Raw genomic sequence first — 13,241 nt, 5'->3', positions numbered from 1 at the left:
GTGAGCCGATATGACTGCGGCATGAATGCCATGACGACAAGCACAGATAGGCCAATCGGACCATGGCAAGCCACGGAGGCTTGCCATGGTGGAGAGAATTCGCCTTCACAGGCGTGCCTGTCACCGTCTATTCATGAGCGCGTCTTAGCCTAGGGCTATGAATCAAGCTCACACCCCATCACGCTCGACCGGCATGCCTTTCCATGGCAGCAGTATTTGGACCCAACGCGCACTCAGCCGGTCCCCGGTTGCGCTCGCCGTCGCACTGCTGCTGTCAGCGGCGGCGCCGGACACGCTCAATGCCGCTGCGCGGCAGCCGGTGGCCACGCAGCCGGCCGAAGCGGTTGCGCATGGTTTCATCGTCCGCCTCAAGCCTGAGGCGACGGGCCGCGCCCATGCCCTGGCAGCCGCCGACCGCATCGCCAGCCTGCTGAGGGAGCATGCCCTGCCCCTGCAGCGCATACGTGAGGTCGGCAATGGCTGGCAGCTGTTGCAAGGCGCTACGCCTCTAAGAGGCGCCGAGGCCCGAGCCATGGCTGCGCGGCTGCGCGCCGACCCGCGCGTGCTTGATGTGGTGCCCAATGTGCACGAGCAGCGAGCCGCTGTGCCCAACGACACCCTGTTCGCCAGCGAGCAATGGTGGCTCAATACCTACAGCGCAAGCAACAGCGCCGGGGTGGCCAACTTTCCCAAGGCCTGGGACATCAACAAGGGGGCACCGGTATCGGGCAGCACCCCCATCGTCGCCGTGCTGGACTCGGGCTACACCAGCCATCCCGACCTGAATGCCAATCTGGTCGGCCAGGGCTACAACTTCGTGTCCAAGATCGAGTACGCCAACAACGGCGTCGGGCGCAGCAACGATGCCACCGACCCCGGCGACGCCTTGACTCAGGCCGAGTTCGACGCCAACAAGATCCTATGGGATGGCTGCACGGTCAGCCCGGAGAGCAGCTGGCACGGCACGATGATCGCGGGCCAGTTGGCCGCCGTGACCAATAACAGCGCCGGCATGGCCGGCATGAGCTGGAGTGGCCGCGTGCTGCCGGTGCGGGTGGCAGGCAAGTGCGGTGCGAACGTGGCCGATTTGGTGGACGGCATGCGCTGGGCCGCCGGCTTGACGGTAGCCGGTGTGCCGCAGAACCCGAACCCCGCCAAGGTGCTGGTGATCGGCTTTGCCGGCGTCAACTCATGCAGCGTCACCGACCCGAATGCCGATGTGGCCAGCGCGGCCCGTCTGTACCGCGACACCATCAAGGACTTGCGCGACCGCAATGTGCTGATCGTTGCTTCGGCCGGCAATCTGCGCGGAGAGGTCGGTCGGCCGGCCAATTGCGAGGGCGTGATGGGCATCGCCTCGGTGAACCGACAGGGCTTCAAGGCGCTCTACTCCAACTTCGGCCCCCAGGTGGCACTGGCCGCCACCGGCGGTGACGGCACGAAGAGCCCGAGTGCAGGCACCTGCGACCGGCTGCTGGCCGACAACGGCATTGCAACCACCAGCAACACCGGCGCCAAAGCGCCCGGCACCTTTGGCTACTCGGCGGGTAGCGGCACCAGCTTTGCTGCCCCCACCGTGGCCGGTGTTGCGTCGCTGATGCTGGCTCAGAATCCCGCGCTCACCTTGGCCCAGCTCGAAGATGGCCTAAAGCGCACAGCCCGCCCCCACGTCAAGGTGCCGGATCTGGGCGAATGCTCGACCACCACCAACAACAGTCGCTGCGGCTGCACCCCGACTACCTGCGGCACCGGTCTGCTGGATGCCGAACAGGCTCTGGCCTATGCGAGCAACCCGGCCAGCTGGGTGGCCCCGACCGTGCCTGCGGTCACACTCAGCAATGCAGACCTGAAGAGCTGTGCAGCGGTACAGCCACCGCCAGCACCTACGCCCACACCTACACCTACACCCACACCCACACCCACGCCCACGCCCACGCCCACGCCCACGCCCACACCCACACCCACACCTACACCCACACCCACACCTACACCTACACCTACACCTACACCTACACCTACACCTACACCTACACCCACACCCACACCCACGCCCACGCCCACGCCCACGCCGGCCGCAGGCGGCGGTGGCGGCGGTGCGATGAATTGGGGCTGGTTGCTGGGCCTGGGTCTGGCAGTGCCGGGTCTGGCCCTGAGCCGGCGCGAATCGGAAGATGCGGAAGACCGTTCCGCGGAATGACCAGCACCACGCGGCCGCAATTTCCGTGACATCTGACCTAAGCCGGCCCGACTGACTAGGATTTTTATCACTTCACCGGTGAACAATCGACCCAAAGCGTCAGATCGTCTGATGCACCAACCGGGCGTCACCGATGAAGGTCGAACAAGCGATCCTGCGCAAGCGCGACAGCGCAGGCGATGAGTTGGCAACCCTGGCCGCCATAGGCCCCGATCTGGTGCTCGTGTTCGGCGCGATCGACTGGCTCAAAGCCATGGCGGCGTCGCTGGCGGCGCAGTTTCCGGAGGCCATACGCATCGGCTGCTCGACGGCCGGCGAGATCTCCGCCGAAGGCGTCAGCGACGACAGCTGTGTGGTCACGGCGCTGCGGCTGGACAAGTCCAGCGCGGTCGAGGCCTCGACCCGGCTGATCGACATGGCCGACTCGCACGCCGCCGGGCGCCGCCTCAGCGAACAGCTGCCGCAGCAGGGTCTGCGCGCGGTGCTGGTGCTGGGTCAGGGCGTGGCCGTCAATGGCAGTGCGCTGATACTGGGCATGGCCGAGGTGCTGGGCCAGCACATCCCCATCACCGGCGGGCTGGCCGGTGACGCCGCCGCCTTCCAGGAAACCTGGGTGCTCGACAGCAGCGGCCTGCACAACGACCGCTTGGTCTGCGTCGGCCTCTACGGCGAGGATCTGTGCTTCTCGCACGGCTCCTTCGGCGGCTGGTCGCCCTTCGGCCCGGCGCGGCGGGTCACCCGCTCGGTGAACAATGTGCTGTTCGAGCTCGACGGCGAGCCGGCGCTGGATGTCTACAAGCGCTACCTCGGCGACTATGCCAAGGACCTGCCCGCCTCCGGCCTGCTGTTTCCCTTCGCCATGCTGGGCAGCGACCATGCCGAGATCGGACTGATACGCACCATCCTCGCTGTCAGTGAGGCCGACGGCAGCCTGACCCTGGCCGGTGACATCGACCCCGAGGGCTATCTGCGCCTGATGCATGCCAGCACCGATGCGCTGGTCGAGGGCGCCGAGGCCGCGGCCCAGGCCGCCCTGCAGATGCTGCAGGGCTCAGGCGAGGGTCTGGCCCTGCTGGTCAGCTGCGTGGGCCGAAAGCTGGTGATGGGTGGCCGCGTCGACGAAGAGATCGAGGCGGTGGCCGACGTGTTTGGCCAGGGAGCGGTGCTGGCAGGCTTCTATTCCAACGGCGAGATCAGCCCCTTCACCGGCAATCTGGAGTGCAAGCTGCACAACCAGACCATGACCATCACCCACATTGCCGAACGCTGAGCTTCCCACCCGCACCGAGCCGACCGCCCGTCCAACAATGCCCATGCACAAACTGCTCGCCAGGCAGACCAAACGCCTGCTCGGCTGCGATGAAAGCCGGCTGCCCGCCGTACTGGAAGAACTCGGCCACTTGGCCGCCCTGCCCCAGCTTTCGCCCGAGGTGGCCAGGCTGCTGCAGGGGCTGGGCGGACTCCTGGAGCGAGTGAACGGCGCCTATGAGCAGAGCGATCGCGATCTTGACCTGAAGAGCCGCAGCCTGGAGATCAGCTCGGTCGAGCTGACCAGCACCAACGAGCGCATACGCAAGGAGTTGTCCAGCCGCATGCGCGCGATCGAGTCGCTGCGTGAGACGGCTCAAAGGCTGATGCAGTCGATCAACGCCGACCTGGCGCCGCTCAGTGACGACAGCCTGGAGTCGCTGTCGTGCCTGATGTCGGACCTGGTGCGCCAGCGCGAGGAAAGTCAGCGCAGCCTGCAGGCGGCGCTGGCCGAGCTGGCGAACCAGAAGTTCGCGATGGACCAGCACGGCATCGTCAGCATCACCGATGTGGCGGGGCGCATCGCCTACGTCAACGACAAGTTCTGCGAGATCAGCGGCTACAGCCATGAGGAGCTGCAGGGCGCCGATCACCGGTTGATCAACTCGGGCTTCCACCCGAAGAGCTTTTTCGCCCACCTGTGGGAGACCATCCTGTCGGGCGAGGTCTGGCACGGTGAGGTCTGCAACCGGGCCAAGACCGGCCGGCTCTACTGGGTGCAGGCGACCGTCGTGCCGCTGAAGGACAAGCAGGGCCGCCCGATCCAGTTCATCGCCATCCGCACCGAGATCACTGAGCGCAAGCTGATGGAGGCGGCGATCCAGGCCGCCGAGGCGCGCCTGCGCGACATCACCAATGCGGTGCCCGGCGTGCTCTACCGCTGCCAGGTGAACCCGAGCACCGGCCAGACGCGCTACACCTTCGTCAGCGACCGGCTCAAGGAGATCCGCGGTCTCGATCCGGCCCAGCTGCTGGCCGACGGCAGCCTTTCGGCGCAGCAGATCGTGCCAGCCGACCGCGAGCGCTGCCTGCAGGGCGTGTTGCAGGCCGCCGCCCAGCGCAGCGCCTGGCGGGACGACTACCGCATCACCCTACCCAACGGCGAGCCGCGCTGGCTGCGCGCCGAGATCCGCCCGGAAGCCGCCCTGGCCGATGACGGCTCGACCGTCTACACCGGCATCTGGCAGGACGTGACCCAGCTCAAGCAGGCCAGCGCGCGGCTGCGCGAGATCACGCAAAGCATTCCGGTGGCCGTGTTCCAGGCCCATCTGGCCCCCGACGGCCGGCGTACCGTGCCCTTCATCAGCCCGGCCCTGGAGCGCTTTTGCGGCGTGCCGGCCGAGGAGGTGATGCTCCATGCCAGCGCCATGGCCGCGCGGGTGCACCCCGACGACGGCGCCCGGGTGCTGGCCTCCTTCATGGCCTCAGCGCACCAGCTCACGCCTTGGTCGCTGGACTTCCGCATCCTGCACCGCCACAGCGGCGCCACCGTCTGGCTGCACGGCGAGTCGCAGCCGCAGCGCGCGGAGGACGGCGGCATCCTGTGGAACGGCTATCTGGCCGACATCTCCGAAGCCAGGCAGGTCTCCGAGGAGTTGCGTCGCGCCAAAGAGGGCGCCGAGGCCGCCAACCGCGCCAAGTCGGACTTCCTGGCGAACATGAGCCACGAGATCCGCACACCGATGAACGGCATCATCGGCATGACCGAGCTCGCCCTTGACGGTGAGCTCAGCGATGATCAGCGCGAGCACCTGGGCGTCGTCAAGTCCTCGTCGGAGTCGCTGCTGCGCGTCATCAACGACATCCTGGACTTCTCCAAGATCGAAGCCGGCAAGCTGCTGTTCGAGAAGATACCCTTCCACCTCGGCAGCACCCTGGGCGAGACACTCAAGGCCATGTCCGTACGCGCTGGTGACAAGGGGCTGGAGCTGGTCTGCGACGTAGACTCCGAAGTGCCGATGCGGGTGCTGGGCGACCCGGGGCGGCTGCGCCAGATCCTGATCAATCTGATCGGCAATGCCATCAAGTTCACCGAGCACGGCGAGATTGTGTTGCGCCTGAGCCTGGTGTCCACCGCCGAGGGTCAGGAGCAGCTGCACTTCAGCGTCAGCGACACCGGCATCGGCATACCGACGGACAAGCTGCAGGCCATCTTCGACGCCTTCTCGCAGGAGGACGGTTCGATCACCCGCCGCTACGGCGGCACCGGCCTGGGCCTGACCATCTCGTCCCGCCTGGTCGAGGCGCTGGGCGGCCGTATCTGGGTGGACAGCGAACCCGGCCGCGGCAGCCAGTTCCACTTCACCCTGCGGCTGGACCGCGACCCGGCGCCACCCGAGGGCGAAGCCGCGCCGACCCTGTTGCAGGGCCTGACCGCATTGGTCGTCGACGACACCCAAGTCAACCGCGAGGTGCTGCGCCGCCTGCTGAAAAGCCTCGATGTCCAGGTGTTGGTAGCCGATGGAGCCGATGGCGCGCTGGCCGAACTGCACCGCGCACAGGCCGAAGGTCGGCCCTGCGACCTGATACTGCTCGATGCCCAGATGCCGAACCAGGATGGCTTTGCCACGGCCGAGCGTATTGCCGCCGAACTGCCCTGGCTGGCGGAGGTGCCACGGGTGATGCTGTCCTCGGCCGGACTGAAGGGCGAGGCCCAGCGCTCGCGCCGCAGCGGCTTTGCCGCCTATCTGTCCAAGCCCTTCACCCGCGACGAGCTGGTGCAGGTGCTGTCGCGGGTGATGGGCAGCGCCGCGCCCGCCCGGCCGGTCGAGCTGGTCACCCGCCACACCGCGCCGCAGGCCGGCGCCTCGCTGAAGGTGCTGCTGGTCGAGGACCATCCCGTCAACCAGAAGCTAGCGGTGAAGCTGCTGGCCCGCTGGGGGCACCGCGTCACGGTGGCGGCCAACGGGCAGCTGGCGCTGGATGAACTGGCCCGTGACAAGTTCGACCTGATACTGATGGACATGATGATGCCGGTGCTCGACGGTCTGGAGGCCACGCGGCGTTTCCGCGCCACCGAGCAGCAACCGCGCACGCCCATCATCGCGATGACGGCCAAGGCCATGCAGGGCGACAAGGACAGCTGCCTGGCCGCCGGCATGGACGACTACATCTCCAAGCCTATCGAAGTGGCCGAGTTCCAGCGCCTGGTGCAACGCTATGTGCCGGGCTTGCAGCCGGCGCCGGGCGCCGCTGTGGAGCCTGCCCAGGAGCCGGCTGTCGCGACCGACTTCGACTATGCCCAGGGGCTGGCCGCGGTGGATCAGGACATCGTGGCCATCATCTCCGACGTGTTCTTCGAGCAATGGCCGCTGGACCGCCAGACCATGGCGAGCGCACTGGCGCGCGGCGACCTGGTGACGGTGATGCACATCGGCCACGCGGCCAAGTCGACGATGGCCATGTTCGGCGCGCTGCCGGCCGGCGAGCTGGCAGCCCGCATCGAGGCACGGGCCGAGAGCGGCCACAGCGCGGAGCTGCCCGACCTGGTGGCCCGGCTGCTGTCCGAGGTCGACGTGCTGATCGAGGCACTGCGTCGGCGCAGCGCCTGACCGGCTGAGCCCCGCATTGACGATCAAACCCAGGGCCGCCATGACACAGCACGTTCTCATCGTTGACGACACGCAGATCAATCTGGTCCTGTTCGAGGCCCTGGTGAAGCGACTGGGCACCTGCCAGGCGCACACCTTTTTGTCATCGACCGAGGGCCTGGTCTGGGCCCAGACCCAGGACAGCGACCTGGTCATCGTCGACTACATGATGCCGGACCTGGACGGCATTGCCTTCATCGAGCAGCTGCGCGCCACACCCGGCCGGGAGTCGGTGCCGGTGCTGATGATCACTGCCAACGACCAGAAGGACGTGCGCTACCGGGCATTGAATGCAGGCGCGACTGATTTTCTGGCCAAGCCGGTCGATCGGGTGGAGTTCCTGGCCCGGGTGACCAATCTGCTGGCGCTCAGCGATGCCCGACGCAAGCTGTCCGACCGCGCCGCCTGGCTGACCGAGGAGGTGCGCAAGGCCACCCACGAGATCGTCCAGCGCGAGCGGGAGACCGTAATACGCCTGTCCAAGGCGGCCGAGTACCGTGATCCGGAAACCGGCGCGCACATCCTGCGCATGGCCCACTATGCCAAGCTGATCGCGCGCGAACTTGGACTGTCCGAGGCCGAGCAGGAGCTGCTGCTGAATGCGGCGCCGCTGCATGACATCGGCAAGGTGGGCATTGCCGACCACATCCTGCTCAAGCCCGGCCGGCTGACGGTGGACGAGTTCGAGATCATGAAGCTGCACGCCAGCTACGGCTATGAAATCCTCAGGGACAGCGCCTCGGAGATCCTGCAGGCCGGCGCCTCGATCGCCTTGGGCCATCACGAGAAATTCGACGGCAGCGGCTACCCGAACGGCCTGCGCGGCGAGGCGATCCCGATCTTCAGCCGCATCGTCGCCGTCGCCGACGTGTTCGATGCGCTGACCTCGGCCCGGCCCTACAAGCCCGCGTGGACGGTGGAGGCGGCCCTGCTGCACCTGCGCACGCAGAGCGGCACCCACTTCGACCCCCGCTGCGTCGCCGCCTTCCTCGCCCTCACCGAGGAAGCGCTGGAGATTCGAGAGCGCTTCGCCGACGACGACTGGCCCTCGCTGCTGGCCCCGCTGTAGGGCCGCTGTGGGGCCGCGCCTCAGTCCGGCAACAGCGACTCCAGCAGCCGCGCCACATGCAGCGCCTCGCGCTGCGCGCCATCAGCGATCTGGTGGCGGCAGCTGGTGCCGTCGGCGACGATGATGGCATCCGGCGCCCTGCGCACCGCCGGCAGCAGGCTGGCCTCGGCCATCTGCATCGAGACCTCGTAGTGGCTGGCCTCGTAGCCAAAGCTGCCGGCCATGCCGCAGCAGGAGGATTCGATCAGCTCCGGCTTGGCCTCGGGTATCAGCTTCAGCACATCGAGGATGGGGCTGACCGCGCCGAAGGCCTTCTGGTGGCAATGACCGTGCAACAGGATGGCCTTGCCGGCGGGCTTGAGCTTGACCGCAAAGCGCCCGGCCTTGGCCTCCCGCGCGATGAACTCCTCGAACAGCAGAGCCTGCGCGGCCACCGCCTCGGCCGGCTCGCCCAGGCCCATCACCAGCGCCTCGTCGCGCAGGGTCAACAGGCAGGAGGGCTCCAGGCCGACCACGGCCACTCCGGCGCGCGCCAGCGGCAGCAGGGCCTCGATCAGTTCACTGACACGGGCCTTGGCTTGATCGACCATGCCCTGGGCCAGATAGGTGCGGCCGCAGCAGTGGTGGCCGCCCGATTTCTGCAGGGTATGGACCGTGTAGCCGGCGGCCTTCAGCACACGAGCCGCGGCGATCGCGTTCTCGCTCTCGAAGCTGCCGTTGAAGGTATCGACGAACAGCACGGCCGCGCGGCCATCGGCCTTGGCTGCCGCGAGCGTGGCATCAAGACTCGAAAACAGCGCGGCGTCGTGCTTGCGCCAGAAGGTGTCGGCACGCCAGCGCGGCAGGCTGCGCCTGGCCGACAGGCCCAGCCACTGCTCGGTCAGCAGCGCCGCACCGGGCAGGCGATCCCGCAGGTTCAGCAGCCAAGGCAGGCGACTGGCCAGTCGCGAGTAAGCCGGCAGATGCGCGACCAGCCGGTCTTTCAAGGTGTGACCGTGGCGCTTCTTGTAGTGGGCCAGGAACTCGACCTTCATCTTGGCCATGTCCACGCCGGTCGGGCAATCACGCTTGCAGCCCTTGCAGCCGACGCACAGGTCCATCGTTTCGAACATCGCCTCGCTGGTGAAGGCGTCCGGTCCCAGCTGGCCGGACAGCGCCAGCCGCAGGGTGTTGGCGCGGCCGCGGGTCAGGTGTTGCTCGTCGCGGGTGACTCGGTAGCTGGGGCACATCGTGCCGGCATCGAACTTGCGGCAATGGCCGTTGTTGTTGCACATCTCGACGGCCTTGGCCAGGCCGCCGGTCGAGTCTCCGCCGGTGCCCGGCGCGGTCGTGACCTCGGTGACCGGATCGGCCTGCACGTCCCAGGCGGACCAGTCCAGCACCGGCTTGATGGCTATCCGCTTGTAGGGCCTCGGTGCTACGGGCGGCGGGAAGCGGAACAGCGCCGCATCGTCCATCTTGGGCGGATCGATGATCTTGCCGGGGTTGAACAGATTCAGCGGGTCCAGCTCGTGCTTGATCGCGCGGAAGGCCTCGTTGATGGCCGGGCCGAATTGCCACTCGATCCACTCGCCGCGGCACAGTCCGTCGCCATGCTCGCCGCTGTAGGCACCTTGGTACTTCCGGACCAGCGCGGCGGCCTCCTCCGCAATGGCGCGCATCTTGGTGGCGCCATCGCGGCGCATGTCCAGTATCGGCCGCACATGCAGGGTGCCCACGGACGCATGGGCGTACCAGGTGCCTCGGCTGCCATGGCGGGCAAAGACCTCGGTCAGCGCATCGGTGTACTCGGCCAGATGCTGCAGCGGCACGGCGCAGTCCTCGATGAAGCTGACCGGCTTGCCGTCGCCCTTCAGGCTCATCATGATGTTGAGGCCTGCCTTGCGCACCTCCCAGAGGTTCTTCTGCGGTGCGTCCTCGGCCATCTGCACGACGCTGCCGGGCAGGCCCAGCTCGCCCATCAGATCGACCAGGTCCTTCAGCTTCGGCAACAGCTCGGCCTTGTGCGCATCGGCGAACTCGACCAGCAAAATCGCTGCCGGGCGGCCGATCAGCGCCGTTTCTATCGTCGGCCGGAAGGCAGGGTTGGCCAGGCTCAGCTCAATCATCGTGCGGTCCACCAGCTCCACCGCGGTGGGCCCGAGCTTGACGATGTGCTGGGCCGCATCCATGGCCGCGTGGAAGCTGTCGAAATTGACCACGCCCAGCACCTTGGCACGCGGCAGCTCGGCCAGCTTGAGGGTCAGGCTGCGGGTGTAGGCCAAGGTGCCTTCGGCACCGACAAGCAGGTGCGCGAGATTGACGCTGCCGTCCGCCGTGTAGGGCCGTTCGCTCTGGTTGTCGAAGATGTCCAGGTTGTAGCCGCCGACGCGGCGCAGTACCTTGGGCCATTGCGCGGCAATCTCGGCGCCGTGTTGACGCGCCAGACCTTGCACGAAGGCAGCGATCTTGGCCGCGCGTCCCGACAGCCCGGACACCGGCCCGAACTCGGCCAGCGTGCCGTCCGACAGCCAGGCGCTGGCACCCAGCACGTTGTGCACCATATTGCCGTAGGCGATCGAGCGCGATCCGCAGGAGTTGTTGCCGGCCATGCCGCCAAGCGTCGCCTGGGCGCTGGTCGAGACATCGACCGGGAACCACAGGCCGTGGGTCTTCAGCCTGGCGTTCAGATGGTCCAGCACCAGCCCGGGCTCGACGACGGCCGTGCCCTCCTCGGCATTGACGTGCAGGATGCGGCGGAAGTGCTTGGAGTTGTCTATCACCAGGGCCGCACCGGTGGTCTGGCCGCACTGGCTGGTGCCGCCGCCGCGCGCCAGCACCGGCACCTTGAGGTCGCGGGCGATGGCTATCGCCGTGGCGATATCGCCTTCAGTCTGCGGCACCAGCACGCCCACCGGCATGATCTGGTAGATCGAGGCATCGGTGGCATAACGGCCGCGCGAGGGCAGATCGAACAAGACCTGGCCCTGGGTTTCCTCGGCCAGACGCTTGGCCAGCAGCTGGCTGACATCGTTATGGACGGTGCCGCTCATTTGCCGGCCGCCTGGGGATAGATTTCGCCGGCGCGCAGCAGCTCCAGCACGGTGTCGCGCTTGTGCAGCATGTGCTGGATGAGCACCGCACGCAGGCCCGCTCCATCACGCGCGGCCAGCGCCTGCATCATCAGCTCATGCTCCTTGACGGCGCGCTTCCACTTGTCCTCGTTTTGATTGGTGCGAAAGCGCAGCGACTGCACCCGCGCATTGATGGCCTTGTAGGTGCTGGTCAAGACCGGGTTCCCGGCCGCCTGGTTGACGCCGGCATGGATCAGCGCGTTCAGCCGGTAATAGCCCGACAAATCGCGCCGGGTGAAGCAGGCCAGCATCTCGTAGTGGCGCGCCTGCAGCTCGGCCAGCTCGGCCTCGCTGATGCGCTGGGCCGCCAGCTCGCCGGACAGCCCCTCCAGGTCGGACAGCACCTCGAAGGTGTTCAGCACATCGGCCTCGGTCAGCTTCACCGCCACCGCGCCGCGGTTGGGCAGCAGATCGACCAGCCCTTCGGCACCCAGCAGCTTGATGGCCTCGCGCAGCGGCGTGCGCGAGACCTGCAGCAGCTCGCTGAGCTCGCGCTCGTTGAGCTTGGCGCCCGGGGCGATACGGCCCTCGACCAGCATGGTGCGCAAGCGTGCCGCCACCTGGTCATGCAGGGCCAGACGCGAGATTTCAATGATTTCGGCCATTCCAGTTCCTTTGCTTGCATTTTGCATGCAATCTTGAACCATGGATCAACCATGAATAAAGGGTTTACTCGCGTGCCTTATTTCATTTTGCATGCAAAACTGAACTTAGAAAGGAGCTCCCATGCTCAAGCTCGACGCTCACCCCACCGGCCGCCATTTCCTGCAGATCCCCGGCCCCAGCCCGGTGCCCGACCGCATCCTGCGGGCGATGAGTCTGCCCACCATAGACCACCGCGGGCCCGAGTTCGGTGTGCTCGGCCGCAAGGTCATCAGCGGCATACGCGAGATCTTCCAGACCCGCCATCCGGTCGTGATCTATCCCGCTTCCGGCACCGGCGCCTGGGAGGCGGCCCTGGCCAACACGCTGAGCCCCGGCGACCATGTGCTGATGTTCGAGACCGGCCACTTCGCCTCGCTGTGGGCCAAGATGGCCACGCGGCTGGGCCTGTCCACCGAGTTCCTGAGCTGGCAGGGCACGGACGAGGTGCTGCCCAACGCACCCGGCTGGCGCCGCGGCGTGCAGGCCGACCAGATCGCCCAGCGCCTGCGTGAGGACCGCGAGCACCGCATCAAGGCGGTCTGCGTGGTGCACAACGAAACCTCGACCGGTGTGACCTCGGACATCGCCGCCGTACGCGGCGCCATCGACGAGGCCAAGCACCCTGCCCTGCTGATGGTGGACAGCATCTCCGGTCTGGCCAGCGCCGAGTTCCGCCATGACGAATGGGGCGTGGACGTGACCGTCAGCGGCTCGCAGAAGGGCTTGATGCTGCCGCCGGGCATCAGCTTCAATGCCCTGTCGCCCCGCGCCCTGGACGCCAGCAAGACTGCCAAGCTCCCCCGCGCCTTCTGGGCCTGGGACGAGATCGTCGAGATGAACGCGACCGGCTACTGGCCCTACACGCCCAACACCAATCTGCTCTACGGCTTGAGCGAGGCGCTGGACATGATCCAGGCCGAAGGTCTGCCCAAGGTGTTCGCCCGCCACCAGCGCTGGGCGGCCGGCGTGCGCGCCGCCGTCAATGCCTGGGGCCTGCCGATACAGTGCGCCGACCCGGCCGTCTATTCGCCGGTGCTGACTGGCGTGATCCTGCCCGATGGCATGGATGCCGACGCGGTGCGCAAGCTGATCTACGAGCGCTTCGATCTGTCGCTGGGCACGGGCCTGGGCAAGCTGAAGGGTCGGATGTTCCGCATCGGCCATCTCGGCGACAGCAATGACCTGACCCTGCTGGCCACCGTCGCCGGCTGCGAGATGGGCTTGAAGCTGGCCGGCATCAAGCTGCAGAGCAGCGGCATTCAGGCGGCGATGGATCATTTTTCCCAGCACCCCGCGCCGGCCCTGACGGCCTGATCGCG

At 67.2% G+C, this 13,241-nt stretch carries 7 protein-coding genes; 5 read left to right on the top strand and 2 right to left on the bottom strand.

The genetic code is table 11. From position 1 onward, the window contains the following. The first annotated feature begins 157 nt into the window (after window positions 1–157). The 4 genes from DES47_RS16980 to DES47_RS16965 all read left to right on the top strand — a co-directional run bounded on the left by DES47_RS16980 (window position 158) and on the right by DES47_RS16965 (window position 8,164). The gene (locus tag DES47_RS16980; protein WP_133701914.1) at window positions 158–2,197 is read left to right on the top strand and encodes a S8 family serine peptidase; all 2,040 of its coding nucleotides are present in this window, start codon (window positions 158–160) and stop codon (window positions 2,195–2,197) included. 133 nt (window positions 2,198–2,330) lie between these two features. After that, window positions 2,331–3,467 (top strand): FIST signal transduction protein, encoded by a 1,137-nt coding sequence (locus DES47_RS16975; RefSeq protein WP_133701913.1) that lies wholly within the window; start codon window positions 2,331–2,333, stop codon window positions 3,465–3,467. A 43-nt stretch (window positions 3,468–3,510) separates the two neighbouring features. After that, window positions 3,511–7,056, top strand: a complete 3,546-nt coding sequence (locus DES47_RS16970; protein ID WP_166652040.1) for a response regulator — start codon at window positions 3,511–3,513, stop codon at window positions 7,054–7,056. 40 nt (window positions 7,057–7,096) lie between these two features. Then, the gene (locus DES47_RS16965) at window positions 7,097–8,164 is read left to right on the top strand and encodes an HD domain-containing phosphohydrolase (protein ID WP_133701911.1); all 1,068 of its coding nucleotides are present in this window, start codon (window positions 7,097–7,099) and stop codon (window positions 8,162–8,164) included. A gap of 20 nt (window positions 8,165–8,184) precedes the next feature. On the opposite strand, the gene DES47_RS16960 is transcribed toward DES47_RS16965, so the two are convergent. After that, window positions 8,185–11,196: an FAD-binding and (Fe-S)-binding domain-containing protein gene (locus DES47_RS16960; RefSeq protein ID WP_133701910.1), complete on the bottom strand. Its 3,012-nt coding sequence runs from the start codon at window positions 11,194–11,196 to the stop codon at window positions 8,185–8,187. Next, window positions 11,193–11,882 (bottom strand): GntR family transcriptional regulator, encoded by a 690-nt coding sequence (locus DES47_RS16955; RefSeq protein ID WP_133701909.1) that lies wholly within the window; start codon window positions 11,880–11,882, stop codon window positions 11,193–11,195. Before DES47_RS16955 ends, DES47_RS16960 begins: the two co-directional genes overlap by 4 nt. Window positions 11,883–12,003: 121 nt before the next feature. Between DES47_RS16955 and DES47_RS16950 the strand changes: the two genes are divergently transcribed. Beyond that, window positions 12,004–13,236, top strand: coding sequence for a pyridoxal-phosphate-dependent aminotransferase family protein (locus tag DES47_RS16950; RefSeq protein ID WP_133701908.1), 1,233 nt, complete (start codon window positions 12,004–12,006; stop codon window positions 13,234–13,236). The last annotated feature ends 5 nt before the right edge of the window (window positions 13,237–13,241 follow it).

This window comes from Roseateles toxinivorans (genome assembly GCF_004362525.1).
GTDB classification, from domain to species: domain Bacteria; phylum Pseudomonadota; class Gammaproteobacteria; order Burkholderiales; family Burkholderiaceae_C; genus Paucibacter; species Paucibacter toxinivorans.
Note: the sequence above shows the minus strand (reverse complement) of the source record. Positions and strands in the feature narration are given on the sequence as shown.

Bases quoted from the DNA above. Each gene is read 5' to 3' on its own strand.
- DES47_RS16980 (WP_133701914.1), top strand. From the start codon at position 158: ATGAATCAAGCTCACACCCCATCACGCTCGACCGGCATGCCTTTCCAT.
- DES47_RS16950 (WP_133701908.1), top strand. From the start codon at position 12,004: ATGCTCAAGCTCGACGCTCACCCCACCGGCCGCCATTTCCTGCAGATC.
- DES47_RS16955 (WP_133701909.1), bottom strand. From the start codon at position 11,882: ATGGCCGAAATCATTGAAATCTCGCGTCTGGCCCTGCATGACCAGGTG.
- DES47_RS16975 (WP_133701913.1), top strand. From the start codon at position 2,331: ATGAAGGTCGAACAAGCGATCCTGCGCAAGCGCGACAGCGCAGGCGAT.
- DES47_RS16965 (WP_133701911.1), top strand. From the start codon at position 7,097: ATGACACAGCACGTTCTCATCGTTGACGACACGCAGATCAATCTGGTC.
- DES47_RS16970 (WP_166652040.1), top strand. From the start codon at position 3,511: ATGCACAAACTGCTCGCCAGGCAGACCAAACGCCTGCTCGGCTGCGAT.
- DES47_RS16960 (WP_133701910.1), bottom strand. From the start codon at position 11,196: ATGAGCGGCACCGTCCATAACGATGTCAGCCAGCTGCTGGCCAAGCGT.